This is a genomic window from Roseibium sp. MMSF_3544 (assembly GCF_030732845.1).
Classification (GTDB): domain Bacteria; phylum Pseudomonadota; class Alphaproteobacteria; order Rhizobiales; family Stappiaceae; genus Roseibium.
In genome coordinates this window covers 347638-363954 of record NZ_JASHKA010000002.1, presented here as the reverse complement: position 1 = coordinate 363954, position 16317 = coordinate 347638, and the positions used below count along the sequence as shown (strand labels likewise).

The following is a 16317-nucleotide window of genomic DNA, read 5'->3' as shown; positions in this document are numbered from 1 at the left end:
GTTTACGCGACTTCATATCCGTATTGAACGGCGCTTTCGACAAGCAGTTCCCAGAGCGAGACGGCAAAGCTTCTGGGGAGGAAAAGGTTGTATCCGGGTTCGTCGCGCCAAAGCGTTACCCCAATGTGGTGAAACGACGAGGAAGCAACCGAGCCCTCGGGGAAGGCCTGTTCTGAGAGGTTCAGGGGGAGGAAGTGGTTCAGAAGAACGCTTGCCTTGGGACCACTCAAGCGTATCCAAGTTCTTGCAGCCGAAAGATCAAGCACCGCCCTGTCAGCCCCTGAGACCGATGTGCGACCACTTGTTCCGGCTGCCTCAACCAGCCACCATTTTAGCGGCTCGATCCTGAGAAGCGTTCCGTTTGTACCTTCATGAGCACGTCCGGGCCCGGGAGCGCTATCGCACCCGGCAGCTTTCGCGATGTCACCACCAACGCGCGCGAGACTGTCCGGCCAGGCGGCAATCTGGGTCAGGTGAAAACTGGCAACTTCAGCCAGTGTCACACCGCGCGTGCCGTCCCGGTCCACATTGGTCCTGGGCCAATGTCCCTTCAATGCAGATAAGGTCTCAGCCATGCATTCTCACTCCCTCAGGATCGAACATGTGGGGCGATACGATCTCAACGTCGACATTACCGGACCGGACCGGGTCCGCGGCCACGGCGGTCTTGTCCTTCCAGGCCGCTGCCCCCCCGGAAATATAGCCGATGCCGATCCAGTGACCGAGCGCAGGCGAATGGGTAACGGCCGTGATCCACCCTTCCCCAAAACCGGTCACCGCGTCCGGATCGCACAACAGGGAACCGCCCTTGAACCGTTGGCTGCGATCTACCGGAAAAATGCCGACAAGCTGCGGGCGATTTTCACGTAATAGTTCAGAACGTTGACGCAATGCGCTGCCAACAAAAGATTTTTTTGCTGAAGCCATCTTTCCGAGGCCAACATCGTCGATGGTCACTCGGCCATCCAGTTCAGCCCCGGTCACATGGCCTTTTTCGATCCTGAGCGTTCCGAGCGCTTCGAGCCCGTAGAGGCAGCCGTCAACTGCTTCGGCAGCGGGCCACAGCAGGTTCATCATGGCATCGGCCTGTCCCGCAGGAACGTAAAGCTCATAGGCAAGTTCCCCGGAAAAACTGATCCGAGCGATCAGCCCCTCGATCCCGTTCTTGAGCGTTATCCGCGCGACGCCCATGAAAGGCAACACATCGTTGGAGATGTCCTCATCCGCCGCAAGACAGGCTGCAATGACCTCGCGCGCCTTCGGTCCGGCGATCGAAACACCTGCCCAATGATCCGACACGGAAGTCACATGCACTTTCAGGTCCGGCCAGCGCGACTGCAGTAGCTCTTCGAACCATACCATGACCTTGCCGGCATGCGCCGTCGTCGTCGTCGTCAGGTAGTCTTCTTCCCCAAGCCGCCAGGTCGTACCGTCATCCATCACGATGCCGTCGTCGCGCAGCATGATGCCGTAGCGCGCCTTGCCGACGGGCAGTTTGGCAAAGGCGTTGGTGTAAACCCGGTTCAGGAACTCCGACGCATCCGGCCCCTGCACGGCGATCTTGCCCAGCGAGCTGACATCGCAAATGCCAACGGTCTTTCGCACGGTCGCAGCTTCGCGAATATAGGCTTCTTCGATCCCTTCCCCCTCACGGGCGTAGTACCAGGGCCGGTGCCAGACACCGGCATCGGTCATCGTTGCGCCGTGACGCAGGTTCCAATCGTGAAGCGGTGTGCGCCGAAGGGCTTTGAAATGCCCCGCGACACTCCGCCCGGCCAGTGCGCCGATGGCAACCGGCGTATAGGGCGGTCGGAAACGCGTCGTGCCGACATCGGGAATGTCCTTGCCGAGCGCGTCGGCCATTAGCGCCAGGCCGATGACATTTCCCATCTTGCCCTGGTCGGTCGCCATACCGAGTGTGGTGTAGCGCTTGAGATGTTCGACCGAGACAAACCCTTCCTGATGGGCCAGTCTAACGTCATCGCCGGTGACATCGTGCTGGTAATCGACGAAGGCCTTGGCGTGACTGTCCGGGAGGCGCACCTCGTAGACCGGCTGGATCGCATTTTTCCACCCCCCGGGCGCGACTTCCTCCACCTCCTCGCCCATGGCCTTTCTGGCCGCAGCAGCCCCGGACGCGAGGCAGTCTTCACGGCGCCACACACCGGCCGCCGAACCTGCATGGAAAATCGGTTCACTGGTTTCGCCTGGCAGAAAACAGGCAAGACTTTCGTTCCAGAACGGTTTCGCGCCACGGTGAGAAGACAGGTTCACCACAGGTGACCAGCCTCCGGAGACAAGCAACAGGTCGCATGGTTCCTTGCCGGCTGGCTTCCAGCTGTCGCCGGACCTTGAGGCAAATTCGACACCTTCGACGCCAGAACGTCCGATCGCCCTGAGCGGTGCCACGCCGCTTTTCTGTGTGACACCGGAGGGCGTTTCCGGCACGTCTCCGTTGCGCATGTCTGCAAGGAGAACCTCGGCGCCCGCGGAAGCCAGTTCACCGGCAATTCCATAAGCGCCGTCATTGTTGGTTGCGATCGCAATCCGCTGTCCGGGCAAAACACCGAACCTGTTCAGATAGACCCGCGCAGCCTCCGCTGTCATCACGCCTGGCCGGTCGTTGTTCTCAAAGGTAACCGGTCTTTCAAGCGCCCCGGATGCCAGAACCGTTGCCCCGGCCCGAACCGTCCAGAACCGTTGGCGCGGTATCCCCTCGTCCGGGCTGGCAATGTGATCCGTGACCCTTTCCAGAAGCCCGGCCGCTCCATTGTCGTAAAGTCCGAAGGCTGTCGTGCGCGTCATGATGCGCGCGCCCGCAGCTTCAACCGCCCGCACGAGATCAAGACGCTGTTGCTCGGCAGCCGGGTCGGTCAGAAGATCTCCGCCAAGTTCAAAATCCTGCTCCACCAGGATCACATCGCGGCCAGCCTCAGCGGCTGTCAGGGCGGCGCTCAGGCCAGCCGGTCCGGAACCGACAACGAGCACATCGCAAAAGGCATGGGCGTGGTCGTAACAGTCTGGATCAGGTTCGCGCGAGGCCGTTCCCATCCCTGCAGCCTTGCGGATCAGCTTCTCGTACAGCATCCAGAGCCGTGTGCCGTGACCCCATTCAAAAGGCGGCAGGCCCATGAAAGTCTTGTAGTAGAAACCGGCTGCAAAGAACCGTCCGAAAAGACCGTTTACCGCCCCCAGGTCGAAGCGCACGTTCGGCCAGGCGTTCTGCCCTTCAGCGCTCAGACCGTCGTAGAGCTCCTGCATGGTTGCCTTGACGTTCGGCTCCCGCCGAGCGCCCTCGCCCACAGTCACGATCGCCCCGGACTCTTCGACACCGGCCGACATGATCCCCCGTGGGCGATGATATTTGAAGCTCCGCCCGAGAACGCGTTCACCGTTGGCGAGCAGCGCGGAAGCCAGTGTGTCACCTGCGTAGCCGGTCAGTGCCTTGCCGTCCCAGGTGAAGTTGACCGGTGTCGAACGATCGATCCGGCCACCCTTGTCGAGCCGCCGTGCCGTCATTGGTCTGCCTCTTGTTCGTTTGCAAGAGCCGACGCCAGTCCGGGATGAGCTGGACGGACAGACAGGATTTCATGGGTCATCGTATCGCGTTCAACGACAAGCCACATGCGGCAGCCATGTGTGTGCTGCCAGGTCTCAAACTGCACGCCGCAGATGTTGTCTCTGAGGAAGACCGCGTCGTGCCACTCTTCCTTGGACGCATCGAGCGGCGGGTATTCGATCGAGCCGTCGCCGCCATAGGTGAATTCGCTATGGTCACGCATGCCGCAGAACGGACAGGGTATTCTGATCATCTTCTTTTCCTCATCCGTGCAGCTTCGGGTCGGGACCTGCGCCCCGTTCGTCAATCTGAAGCCCCCGCTCGAACCGCTTGAGGTCGAAATTCCGGATCCGCTCATGCGGGCGGTCATTGGCGATCAGGTCGGCGTAATACCAGCCGGAGGCCGGGCTTGCCTTGAAGCCACCGTAGTTCCAGCCGGCGTTCAGGTAGAGATTGGACAGCGGCGTCTTGCAGATGAAATGCGTGCCGTCCATCGACATGTCGACAAGACCCGACCAGTGCCGCAGCAGCTTCACCCGTCCGAGGCACGGCAGAATGGACATGGCCGCCTCCGACACATCCTGGACGATCGGAAGGTTGCCGCGCTGCGCATAGGATTTGTACCAGTCGATGTCGCCGCCGAAGACCATTCCACCCTTGTCCGATTGTGAAATGTAGAAATGGCCGCCGCCGACGCCGAAGACCACGACCTGGTCAAGCAGCGGTTTCAAGGGTTCCGAGACGAAGGCTTGCAGTTTGTGTGATTCAATCGGCAGCTTGCCGAGACCAGCCATGTTCCAGAGCCGCGACGTGCTTCCGGCGACGGCAAAGGCGACCTTCCCTGCGCGGATTGTACCCCGGCTCGTCTCAAGGGCGGTGACGCTGTCACCTTCCCGCTCGATCCCCCGAACTTCGCATTGCTGCAGAATGTCGACACCGCGCTGGTCCGCGCCTCTTGCATATCCCCACGCGACCGCATCGTGGCGTGCCGTGCCGGCACGCTTTTGCACGGCTGCGCCCATGATCGGGAACCGGGCGTTCGGGGCGTAGTTGAGATGCGGTATCGTGCGCTTGAGCGTTTCGAGGTCCCAGATTTCCGCATCGGGCGTGCCGGTCATGCGCATGGTGTTGTAATTGCGCGAAGCTGCGTCAATTGCACCGGGACTGTGCAACAGCGCAACGTGGGACCTCTGGGAGAACATCACGTTGTAGTTCAGTTCGTGGCTCAGGTTTTCCCACAAACGCAGTGAATGCTCATAAAACTCACGATTGCCCGGGCGGGCGTAGTTGGAGCGCACGATCGTCGTGTTGCGCCCGGCATTGCCGCCGCCAAGCCAGCCCTTTTCAAGAACGGCAATGTTCTTCAGGCCATGATTGGCGGCCAGGTAATAGGCTGTCGCAAGACCGTGCAATCCTCCGCCGACAATAACGATGTCATAGTGCGGCTTCGGTTCCGGATCGCGCCACTGACGGCTCCATCCCTTTTGGCCCTTGAGACCGTTCCAGAAGACATTCCAGGCTGAAAATCGCGTCATATCAAGTGTCTACTTCAGGTAATGGGATCGAAAACTTCCCGCATTTCTCAATCTCGTGAGCCACTCGGAACAGACTCTTTTCATCAAAATACCGACCGACGAGCTGCAGCCCGATGGGTAGTCCTTCCGGGTGCAAGCCACAAGGCATCGTGAGTGCCGGATGACCGGTCATGTTGAAGAAAGTGGTGAACCGTGTGATAGCGTTGCCGACGGCTTCGTCGACCCCGTCTCTGGTGGTTTTGACCGTTCCGACCTTCTGCGCGATTTCGGGTGTCGCTGGCGTAAGAATAACGTCGACGTCTTCAAACAATGCGTTTGTCTGTTGCCGGTAGGTCTCGATGAAACGCTTGGCCTTCACATAGTGTTCGGCCAGGAGGCACTGCCCGAGCGCGAGACCTGCCCTGAATTCCTTGCTGTAGAGTTCCCCGCGGTTCTCAAGATGGGCAGAATGTGCGCTAAGCGCTTCCGGCATCTGCACGGTCAGCGAAACCGTGCGGGTATGCCGCATGTCGGGGAAGGTTACCGGAACCAGTCTAGCACCCTTTTCCGCAAGATGATCCTTTACCCGTTCGAGCGCTGATAGAATCTGAGGGTCAGATCTCTCAAAGAAGAAATTGGACGGTATTCCGATTCTCACCCCGGAAATGTCCTCTCCGAGACTTTCTGAATAGTCTTCCTTCGGCAGCTTGACGGAGGCCGGGTCTCTGGAGTCGTATCTGGCAACGAGGCCCAGAATGTCGGCGCAGTCGGCAACCGTTCTCGTCAGGATGCCGACATGATCGAGCGTCCAGCAATAGGGCACGACGCCATGCGTCGGCACACATCCTATAGTCGGCTTCAGGCCAACGAGGCCGTTCAGCGCCGCCGGGGCACGCACGGAGCCGCCGGTATCCGTTCCCAGTGCCGCCGGAACAAGGCCGAACGCGACCGCCGCCGCGGATCCGCTTGACGACCCGCCTGCCAGACGAGTCGGATCGTAAGCGTTGACACACGTCCCATAGACCTCGTTTTCTCCGGTCGCGCCATAGGCGAATTCGTGGAGATTGGTTTTGCCCATGCTCAAGGCACCAGCGCTGCGCAGGCGGGCGATCACAAACGCATCTTCGGTCGCAATCCGGTCGTGGAAGACACGTGATCCCGCAGTCGTCCTGACACCTTCGACATCGAACAGGTCCTTGCTGGCATAAGGAATGCCCGCCACCGGAGACCGCAAGATGTCTTCTTTTGTCAGAGCAGCAGCGCTGCGGGCCGCCTCTTGTGGTGTCTGGGTTATGAATGCGCGGGAAACGGCATTATGCGCGGCAATGCGTTCAGCGAAGACGGAAACGAGTTCTCCCGGCGTGATCCTGTCCGCCCTGATCAGCCCCCTCAGTGACCGGATATCTGCAAATGCGATTTCCGTTGTCATCCCGTTATCTTTTTTGTACCCCCAACGCTGGCGCAGTCGTTCCAAGATCGATCTTCCTCAATGTCTCGAGTTCATCGAGAAGATCCTGGAAACCGGTGATGATGCCCAGTCTCGGGTCGACCAATTCGTCAAGTTCAGCCTGAGACCAGTCATGGCTGGCCATCTGGCTGCAAATCCCTTCCAGGGTTGATCTGGTAAGCGGTTTCAATCGCCGCCTCCTCTTTTCACGATGTCTGATGGGCGTTCATCTGACATTGAGGGTCTCCGGTGTCTGGCCGGTCAGGATTTCCGCACCATCTTCCGTGAGCAGAACGGTGTTGGAGATGAAATAGTCGACAACACCGGTATTGGTGAACCAACTGTGCGCATGAAACACCATGCCGGTCTCCAGTTTGCGTTCGGACTTCGGAAACAGCGATGTCACCATCGACCCGCCGGTCCAGCTCGGCGGAAATCCAATGCCGACCATGTAGCCGCAATGATGGCGATGGTAGTCATGAAGGCCAGCGCTGGCCGCAACCGCCCGCCAGGCATCATAGGCGTCGCCCGCCCTGGCACCCGGTTTCAGTGCCGCACAAATTGCCCTCATGCCCTCTATTGCCAGCTCGGATGACTTTTCGGCACCTTCCGGTGCGCCGCCCACATAGACAAGACGACCCATCGGCGCCTGATACTTGCGGTAAGCGGCACAGGTTTCCAGAAAGACGGCATCACCGTTTCGGAAGACGTCGCCTCGCCAGGTTGTGTGCTCCTCTCCCAATCGTGTGGTTGGTCGGATGAACGGACCAAATCCCGGATATTCGCTGCCCTCCAGTATCATCCTGTTGTGGTAGGCCGCCGCGATCTCGTAGTCACTGGCCCCGTCGCGCACCGCCTCGATCGCCGCCAAAGTCCCAAGATCTGCGGCACGGGCGGCTTTTCGGGTGAATTCCATTTCAAGCGCCGACTTGACTTGCCGCAGATCGTCAACGATGCCGGACGCATCGACCCAGTTCGCATCACCTTCTTGGATAAGTTCAGCATGTCGCGGGGTCAGAAAGAGGCTGCGTTTTTCGATTCCGAGTTGACCTCCCTTCAACCCGAGATCTTCGATGGCTTTCAGGACGAAGTCGGACAGTTCTTCATGATCCTGATGACCGTAGAAGCGCGCGTTTTGAACCTGATTTTCGACCGTGATCTTTTCCATGGCGCGACAGCACAGTGCCATTTCGCCGTTCCGGTTAACTACGAGCACATGCGCGGCAAAGAAACCCCAGTGGTCCAGACCGGTCAGCCAGTAAATGCTTTCGGGAACAGATACCAGGATTCCGTCAAGGTTGTGGTGCGACAGTGCCGCACTGACACGTTCGACGCGTTGCGCGAGCTCGGTTGCCGGAAACGGTTTGGTATCGGGCATGGTTCAAGCGTCCTGGTTTTTCGCCTCGTCGACTGCTCGAGAGCGAATGAGTGTCAATGTTTGCTCAAAAGAATCTGGCGGGGATAGTCGGTGATATAGTCAGATCCTGTTGCAGTAACGACAATCGAGTCACCTATGCGGCCCGCCGTGACACCATCAACCGAAATACCGCCATCCACTGCGAAGGTCATGCCGGGCTTGAGGACGGTCTTGTCCCCCTCTTTCAGTTCAGGTGCTTCGAGATAGGCAACTCCGATGGACCGGCCTGTGCGGTAACCCGTCTCGTAGCCGCGCTCGCGGTAAATCTCGTTGGCGGCTGCAGCGACGTCTTCAGCCGTTATGCCAGGCCGGATCGCGGCAATAGCCGCCTGTTGAGCCGCAATGGCGGCCTCCTGCACATCACGCGCCTGGTCGGTGACGTCACCGATGTGAAACATGCGGTCAAAGCCCAACTTGTATTGCTTGAATTGCGCCATGTTGCAGAAGCAGAAGTAGACAGGGTCGAACTTACGATAGGCCCGGACGCCAGCGCGCCGGTGCACCATCGATGTCTCCGCCCCGCTCTGCAATATCTGTAGATTGTGGATCATCGGCGAGACAAAACGGTCCCATCCGGTGTCTGTCAGGAACCCGGCCGCTTTCCGTGAACCGGCCTCAATAACGGCGATCGCGGATTCATACTCTAGCGCTCCCTCGCTCAACGACTCGTGGGCGGCCGCCATCATGGCGGCCGCGATCTGGCCCGCTTCCGTCATGACGCCTATTTCAAAGTCTGTCTTGATCATGCGCATCTCGCCCAATAGCGAGGAGATATCCTTCAGCGGAACACCGGGATAGGTCTCATCCAGGTAATTGCGAACGATCGCTGGAATGGAGTTCTTTTCAATCCAGACTTCGCGCGGTTTATCACCCAGCGTTTCTGCCAATGCGCGTCCCCATGTGCGTTGACCGATATCTTCCCAGACCCTGATGTCCTCAACCCAGGTCATCTCTGCCACCATCTCGCTTTCCATCAGAGGCGTGATGACAGTTGGAGGACCGTCAGCATGAACAACAAGCAGTGTTGGCCGCCCGAACTCGATGCCGAGATATCCCCAGAAACCGGCGAGATAGGCGATAGAGCTCTCGTCTGTAAAGACGGCAAAACCGATCTTCTCATCGCGCATGCGCTGCTGAAGTTCCGATGTTTTCCGTTTTGCATGCTCTAGCATTCAGAAGTCCCTTTTCGCCCGCTCGTGTTGCACTGGAGTTCGCGAAATTCGCATATAACTGGAGAGACTGCGACGCATCAGTCACAGCGATGAGATCACCGGCTCAAAAACGGGGCCGGCGGTCAGTGGTCCCGAAACAGGATTCCGAGGCCGGGCAATTTGTCGTCAATTCCTGCAAGCCGCAAACAATCCCAAAGCATGGCCTGGTTGCTGGCAATCACCGGTTTTGCCAATGCCTGCTCGATTTCGTCGACAACTTCAATTGTGCGCAATGCGCCGCAACTCATCACGAACGTGTCAGCCTCCGGAACGTCGACCGCCTTTGCGAATTCAACCAGATAATCAGGCGCAACACGGATCATGTCACGATCGTATTGCAGGTTGAGGCCCTGCAGATTGGCGACCTCAAATCCTTGACCTTCGAAGTAGGCCGCCATATTGCGGTTCAGCTCGTCCAGGTAAGGTGTACCTACCGCTATCTTTCGGGCATCGACTGCGTTCAGCGCTCTTCGGACGCCTGACACGAGCGACGTTGCTTTCGCGCCGGGTTGGGCTTTATTCAGCTCTTGTAGCGTCTTTTCTTCTCCAATTGCGACCGAGCCGGATGTGCACGCGAAACAAACCACGTCCAAGCCGTCGTCCGGCAGAATGCGCCGCGCAGAATCTGCAAGCGTTGCTCTGCATTGAGACAGGCTTTCCGTCGAGATTTCGTGCGGCATGACTGCTCTTGAAAAATAGACGCCAACACCATCAGGGGCCCATTCGATCATGTCGCCCTCGATGGTCTGTTCGTTCGGGATCAAAATAAACCCGATTTTAGCACGATGGTTGCGACCCTGGTCGTAGCGAACGTCCCAGCGTCTCGAAGAGAAGCTGGACCGTTCGCCTTCCATCGGTAAGCCATGGTTGGACATCACAACCTCCGGCTCGGGAGCGTTATGCTTCAAACCACCAGCGGCTTGGCGCGCGTGCGCCGTCGCATTCCCAACTGGCAGCAAGGTTGCCACTATGCGCCACGTTGGCACCACGCGCATAGACGAAGTTGTTGAACATCGGGATCACTGTGCCGCCGTCGTCGCGCATGATCACACACATCTCGCGATAGATTTCAGCCCTGATTTCGTTGTTTAACTCAGACTTTGCCTGCAGTAGAAGTTGGTTGAACCGTTCGTTTTGCCAAAAGCTTTCGTTCCATGCCGCATCGTCTTTGTAGGCAAGCGTAAACATCACATCCGGCGTCGGGCGCGCGCCCCAGGATGCGACCAGGAACGGGCGTTTCATCCAGACATCTGAGTAGTAACCATCGTTGGGTTCACGTACGACGTTGATGTCAATGCCTGCACGCTTTGCCTGTTCGGCATAAAGAGTGCACATATCCACCGCACCGGCGAAAGCGCTGTCGGCAGCGGACAGATTGACCGTCAACCCCTCCATGCCGACCTTGCGCAGAAGCGACTTTGCCTGATCAGGATCATATTCGCGCTGCGGCAACCCGTCCGGCCAAAAGGGCTGCACTGGTGACAAGTGAAAGTCGTTACCGATCGTCGCCGTTCCGAACGCTATCTTTTCAATGATTTCGTTCCGGTCGATTGCGAGCTTGAACGCGTTTCGAACGTTTACATCGTCGAACGGTGCTTCGTTGCTTCTCATCGGCATCGTGATGGCGCCACCGGAGGCAACGTTGTCAATCTGTATGCCAGGATGACGCTCAAGAAGGGACAACGTCTTGAGGTCGACCAGCGAAATCGCATCGACATCGCCAGTAATCAATGCTGATTGCCGGGCATTCGGATCATTAAGAATGACAATCCTGAGTTCATCGAAGTAAGCGCCTTCCAAATGCCAGTCCTCGTGGCGCACAAGGTTCCAGGACACGCCGAACTCACCGTCGATAATCTTGTATGGACCACTGCCGTCACCAGATTGCCAGTTGGCTGATCCATCCTCGTTTGCTGGCAGGATTGGCAGGTGATAGTCCGTCATAAGCCATGGCAGGTCGGCATTACCTGACTCCATCTCGAAAACGACGACGTGATCACCATCTGCAGCGATGCTTTTGACACTCGCAAGCAAAGCCTTTGCCGCAGACGTCGTTTCTTCACCCCGATGATGGTTCATGGACGCAATGACATCGGCCGACGTGACGGACTTGCCGCTGTGAAACTTCGCCCGATTGTTCAACTTGAATGTCCAGACCGTCGCATCCTGATTTGCCGACCATTCGACGGCGATATCCGGTCCGAGTGAATTGTCAGGCTCGATCAGCGTCAGATAACTGCGGTGCTGGTGTGCGAGGTGGATCATCTGGCGCGTCGTGTAGGTCGCTGGATCGTGGGTGTCGGACGTATTGCCGTCATGAATACCCCAGCGAAAAGTTCCACCGCGCTTGGGTGCCGCCTTCGCAGCACTGACGCCTAGCAAACTCGAAGCAGCGGCCGTTCCCAAGCCGAATGCCGCAGCCGTCCGAAGAAAATCCCTTCGGCTCAGTCTGCCGAAGCGTGTGGCCGTGACCAAATCATCAATAGAGTCGGTTCCGTAGGTTTTTCGCATTGAAGCTCTCCTGTTAGATCTCGGTACACCGCCGCCGGACATGAACGAGTTATTGGCTTGTTTTCGCCAATCTTGTCGGTGCCTTGTGCGCCCGAAGGGCATCCTGACGATCGCTCCCTTCAGCTCCGGGAAAACGCCGGATTGGAAACAGATTCAGCTGACGGAAATGCCGATTACCTCCAGCTGCGCGTTGTAACCGCACGCCGCCCTTGCTTCGATGTCAGGAAAACATAATTGGTATACCTTTTCAAGCATCTGTTTTGACATTCGGACTTGTCTTCGTTGATTTGCATACCCAATTTACTTTTAACTATTTGTTTTTCAGTTATTTCTTTAAAGGCGTACCAATTTGAAAAAATCTCTCTGCGCTTAAATTTGGAAGGTTTATAAAATATGTATACCAATTTTCGGTGGGGTCGGATCAGTCGAAATCTCACAAGGCTCCTTGCGAGAAACCGTCAGTTTGCCAATCTGCTCAGCGCCGGGAAGCTTGACTTTCTGGAGGTTTAAAAGCCTGTCATCGAACTCAGGGGACTAGCCGCCCGTACAGGCCGACACCTTATCGGTTTGGTGTCAGCACAGCTCATACGCCAGAAAGTGTCATGAATGACCGGTCATTCTTCGGCAATTTCAGGAAAACTCTCTATGTGCGCGATGCGTGAAAGAACAAGAGCAAGATGAAGCTTCCTTGACAGCGCGGCTGCCTGGATATCGCCCAGCAATATGCAATTCTTCAGCAATCTGACTTCGTCGAGCATCTCGCGCGTTTCCGACTTCCAATCGAAGTGAGACAAAAGCAGGAACCAATATCTGGCCGATTGATAAAAAAGCACGTCGGAAAAGTCTCGCAGCGTTTCGTTGTCTGTCAGCGACTGCAGAACTTCATGTATTCTTATGCTGATTTCGCCGAAAGCTCTTTTTTCGGACTTTCCAAGAAGCGACGCTCCCTCAGCGGGCATTTCGAGCAGCGACTTGATGTCACCTTCGAGGTGCTCCAGTTCAGCCCGCACTTCATCACTTATGATTCTTGCCGGCGCATCGGCGATTGCCTCGGTGAGTTTTATCCTGAGCGCGTAGATCCCGCGCATTTGCTCGAGGTCGATGGACGTCACTATTGTACCGCGACCGTGTTGACTGGAGATAAGGCCGTCGTACTCAAGGCGCTGCAAAACCGCACGCATCGGCGTTCGGCTAACGCTGAACTCGTCCGCCAGCAAACGTTCGTTCAAACTGGTGCCAGGAACATAGTCAAGCAAGCAAATCCGTTTGCGAAGCGTCTCGTAAATCGAATTCTTATCCAAGGCACCGCTTTGCTGCATATTCTCCCCTATTGCGGTGTTCTCCGTCGGAAACCGCGAACCAGAGCATTTGCGGGTTTCAGTCGTAACCGCCACAAGACAATTTGGGAATGTCCTTGTTTCCACAAGGTGAACCGCAGCAACACTATCGTCGTTGAACAGTCTTCATACAACCACCGCAATCACGGCGAGGCAGTCGCCCGACTTGATAAGGCCGGGGAAATGACGCGCCATCAGAATGCCGGATCGTTTGGCGTAGTACTCCGTTGGAGAGACGCCCGTTCGGTCGGTTTGCCAGACCTTTGCAACCAGATCCCCTTCCGACACCTCGTCGCCGAGATCCACAACCGGTTCGATCATGCCGTCGATTTCGGAGAACACGAAGCAGTTGCCGTCGGGCATATCGAGGGAGACCGACAGGTGGATTTCCGGCGAACCTTCCAAGATCCCGGCATGGCGGAGCACGTTGCGAACACCCTTCTTCGCAATCGCGATGGAGCGGGCCGTCGCCGTTCCACCACCGCAAAGCTCGGTGGTCACGAAGACCTTGCCCTTTTCCTCAACCGCCGTGTCATACATCCCGACACTGTCGATTTCGAGCATGATGGCCGTATAGGGGGCGTTAAATGCCCGTGCGGCAGCAACACAGGCGGCCTGCTGTTCCTTGTCCTCCAGCACATGCGCGGACGCAAACGGCACGAATTCAAGGGTCTTTCCACCCGAATGGAAGTCGAGAACGATGTCAGCCATCGGGACCAGATGGCTGTCGAAATAATGGGCGATCTTTTCCGTAACCGTGCCATCGGGCCTGCCCGGAAAGGATCGGTTCAAATTCCCTTTGTCGATCGGTGATGTGCGCGTGCCGGCGCGAAACGCGGGGTAATTGAACGCAGGCACGATGATGACGCGACCGCTGACGTCCGATGCTGACAGCGTTACGGCGAGGTCCTGCAGCGCGACGGGCCCCTCATACTCGTCGCCATGATTGCCGCCCGTCAAAAGAGCCGTTGGTCCGTCCCCGTTGCGGATCACCGTGATCGGGATCATGACCGAGCCCCAGGCGGAATCGTCGCGGCTATAGGGCAGGCGCAAAAAACCATGATGGACCCCGTCCTGATCGAACGGGACGGTTGGAACGATCGGATTTTCAGCCATGGATCACTCCTTCACGAACAACTTGCGGGGAACATTGGCCAGACATTCGGGCGCACCGTCTCGAATGACAATGCTCTCGGTGATCTCAAAACCCCAATCCTCCATCCAAAGACCGGTCATGAAGTGGAAGGTCATGTTTTCCTGAAGGACGCTCCGGTCACCGCTGCGCAAGGACATGGTGCGTTCGCCCCAATCGGGAGGATAAGAGATGCCAATCGGATAACCGGTTCGGTTGTCCTTGGTGATGCCGTATTTTTTCAAGGCGGCGAAAAATGCGTGTGCGATGTCTTCACACAGATTGCCTGCCCTGGCCGCCTCCAGACCAGCCTCCATGCCTTCCAGAACCGCCTTTTCAGCGTCGAGGAACGTCTGGGTCGGTTTGCCGAGGAACAAGGTTCTGGAGAGCGGGCACTGATAGCGATGATAGGCTCCGGCCACTTCAAAGAATGTCCCTTCGCCGGACTTCATCGGCCTGTCATCCCAGGTGAGATGCGGAGCGGCTGCATCGCTACCCGATGGCAGAAGCGGAACGATGGCGGGATAGTCTCCGCCGGCACCAAGGTTCGGATCGTATCTGAGGCCGGCATCGTAAATGTCGGCAACGAGATCGCATTTGCGCAATCCCGGCTCAGCCTTTTCCAGGATCCGCGCGTGGATCTTCCCCACCAGCTTCCCTGCCGTGCGCATGTAGGAAAGTTCCTGCTCGGATTTCACCGCACGCTGCCAGTTCACAAGCGCGGTTATGTCCTGGAAACCGGCATTGGGAAGATGCTTTTGCAGCGACGCAAAGGCCGCCGCCGAGAACCAGTAATTGTCCATCTCGACGCCGATGCGCGACGAGGCCCAGCCACGTTCCTCAATCCGCGCCGCCAGATAGTCCATCGGATGCCGTTCCGTTGACTGAACGTAGTTGTCCGGATAGCCGATGATGTTGTCCGGGTCCATGAAACAGGTCCGGAGCGCGCCCTGTGCGTCCTGACCGCGGCCAAACCAGACCGGATCGCCGCCGGGCCCGAGCAGAACAGCCTGATGCACGTAGAAAGACCAGCCGTCATATCCGGTCAGCCAGGCCATGTTGGACGGGTCGGAGACGACAATCACTTCAACGCCGGCTTTTTCCATTGCCGCGCGGGTCTTGTTGATCCGGTCCCGGTATTCTTCCTGTGTGAAATGGAGCGTTGGCTCAATCATGAAGGTCTTCCAGTAAGCGTCAGGAATTGAACGGAGTTCCAGCACCGGCAGCTACTGCCCGCTGACGTGCAAATGTCGCGATGGCCGTGTCCTGTATGCCGGTCCCGGTGAGATCGCAAATCGTCAGGTCTTCCGGCGTGCGCCGTCCTGGCGCCTTGCCCGCAACGATGTCACCCAGTTCATCGAACTGCCTGTCATCGGCGACATGTTCGGCAGCAAGCGCGTGATGCAGTTCGCCGAGTATCCGGGTCTGGGACTGGCGGTCCGGAACATAAAGATCCGCGCGCGTGAAACAGGAAGGATCGAGCTCGTTCTTGTGGTCCTGGTCGGACCCCATCGCCGTGACATGCTGACCCGCCCGCAACCACTCTGCCTTGATCAAGGGCTGTGAGCTCGGCGTCGTCGTGACGATCACGTCCGCTTCCCCGACCGCGTCCTGCAGATGCGTCGTCGGTTTCACGTCAATTCCCAGCGCCTGTGCCATTTCGTGCGCGGTCGCCTCGGCCTTCGCGACGTCCCGCGCCCAATAGCGGGCCTGTTCTATCGGCCTGACAAGACGAAGGGCCTGAAGCTGGAGCTTGGCCTGCGTTCCGGCGCCGACAATGCAGGCCGTCCTGGCGTCTTCAGGCGCCAGATGCTTCGCCGCGACGGCGCCCGCTGCAGCGGTCCTGACATCCGTCAGATAACCGTTGTCCAGAAGCAGCGCCTCGACCATTCCGGTTCGGGCGGAGAACAGGATCATCAGACCGGACGTGCTCGGAAGCCCGATCTTCGGATTGTCGAAAAAGCCAGGCGACATCTTGATCGCAAAACTCTCAACACCGGGCACATATGCAGTCTTTACGTCGACCTCACCGTTATGGTCCGGGATTGCCATTGACAGGATCGGCGGCATCACAACACCGCCTTGCGCCAGAGCGGCAAAGGCGCGCTCGACGCAATCGACGGCCTCAAGGTCGAGATGTGCGATTTCGCGGAGGTCCGCTTCTGTCAGTATCTTGATTTCCGGCACTC

The 16317-nt window shown here is 57.8% G+C and carries 14 protein-coding genes; all 14 read right to left on the bottom strand.

Annotated features, from left to right (window positions below; all coding sequences use genetic code 11):
* Positions 1-2 precede the first annotated feature (2 nt).
* A complete protein-coding gene (locus RBB47_RS04290; RefSeq protein WP_305984507.1) occupies positions 3-575 on the bottom strand; it encodes a sarcosine oxidase subunit gamma in 573 nt (190 codons plus the stop codon).
* Positions 568-3519, bottom strand: coding sequence for a sarcosine oxidase subunit alpha family protein (locus tag RBB47_RS04285; protein WP_305984506.1), 2952 nt, complete (start codon positions 3517-3519; stop codon positions 568-570). The genes RBB47_RS04290 and RBB47_RS04285 overlap by 8 nt, the downstream gene beginning before the upstream one ends.
* Entirely contained in the window at positions 3516-3812 is a 297-nt protein-coding gene (locus tag RBB47_RS04280; protein ID WP_305984505.1) for a sarcosine oxidase subunit delta, read from the bottom strand. Before RBB47_RS04280 ends, RBB47_RS04285 begins: the two co-directional genes overlap by 4 nt.
* A 10-nt stretch (positions 3813-3822) precedes the next feature.
* Positions 3823-5094: a sarcosine oxidase subunit beta family protein gene (locus tag RBB47_RS04275; protein WP_305984504.1), complete on the bottom strand. Its 1272-nt coding sequence runs from the start codon at positions 5092-5094 to the stop codon at positions 3823-3825.
* A 1-nt stretch (position 5095) separates the two neighbouring features.
* The gene (locus tag RBB47_RS04270) at positions 5096-6502 is read right to left on the bottom strand and encodes an amidase (RefSeq protein WP_305984503.1); all 1407 of its coding nucleotides are present in this window, start codon (positions 6500-6502) and stop codon (positions 5096-5098) included.
* Between the two features lie 4 nt (positions 6503-6506).
* Positions 6507-6710: a hypothetical protein gene (locus tag RBB47_RS04265; RefSeq protein ID WP_305984502.1), complete on the bottom strand. Its 204-nt coding sequence runs from the start codon at positions 6708-6710 to the stop codon at positions 6507-6509.
* Positions 6711-6746: 36 nt separating this feature from the next.
* The gene (locus tag RBB47_RS04260) at positions 6747-7898 is read right to left on the bottom strand and encodes a Xaa-Pro peptidase family protein (protein WP_305984501.1); all 1152 of its coding nucleotides are present in this window, start codon (positions 7896-7898) and stop codon (positions 6747-6749) included.
* Between the two features lie 53 nt (positions 7899-7951).
* Positions 7952-9109, bottom strand: a complete 1158-nt coding sequence (locus RBB47_RS04255; protein WP_305984500.1) for a Xaa-Pro peptidase family protein — start codon at positions 9107-9109, stop codon at positions 7952-7954.
* Positions 9110-9231: 122 nt separating this feature from the next.
* A complete protein-coding gene (locus tag RBB47_RS04250; RefSeq protein ID WP_305984499.1) occupies positions 9232-10023 on the bottom strand; it encodes an arylmalonate decarboxylase in 792 nt (263 codons plus the stop codon).
* 22 nt (positions 10024-10045) lie between these two features.
* Positions 10046-11659 carry an ABC transporter substrate-binding protein gene (locus tag RBB47_RS04245; RefSeq protein WP_305984498.1) on the bottom strand — a complete coding sequence of 538 codons (1614 nt, stop codon included), beginning with the start codon at positions 11657-11659 and terminating at the stop codon, positions 10046-10048.
* Positions 11660-12273: 614 nt separating this feature from the next.
* Positions 12274-13083: a GntR family transcriptional regulator gene (locus RBB47_RS04240; protein ID WP_305984497.1), complete on the bottom strand. Its 810-nt coding sequence runs from the start codon at positions 13081-13083 to the stop codon at positions 12274-12276.
* A 39-nt stretch (positions 13084-13122) separates the two neighbouring features.
* Positions 13123-14112 (bottom strand): N(2)-acetyl-L-2,4-diaminobutanoate deacetylase DoeB, encoded by a 990-nt coding sequence (gene doeB, locus RBB47_RS04235; RefSeq protein ID WP_305984496.1) that lies wholly within the window; start codon positions 14110-14112, stop codon positions 13123-13125.
* A gap of 3 nt (positions 14113-14115) precedes the next feature.
* A complete protein-coding gene (gene doeA / locus RBB47_RS04230) occupies positions 14116-15300 on the bottom strand; it encodes an ectoine hydrolase DoeA (RefSeq protein ID WP_305984602.1) in 1185 nt (394 codons plus the stop codon).
* Between the two features lie 22 nt (positions 15301-15322).
* A complete protein-coding gene (gene eutC, locus RBB47_RS04225; protein ID WP_305984495.1) occupies positions 15323-16315 on the bottom strand; it encodes an ectoine utilization protein EutC in 993 nt (330 codons plus the stop codon).
* Positions 16316-16317: the final 2 nt, after the last annotated feature.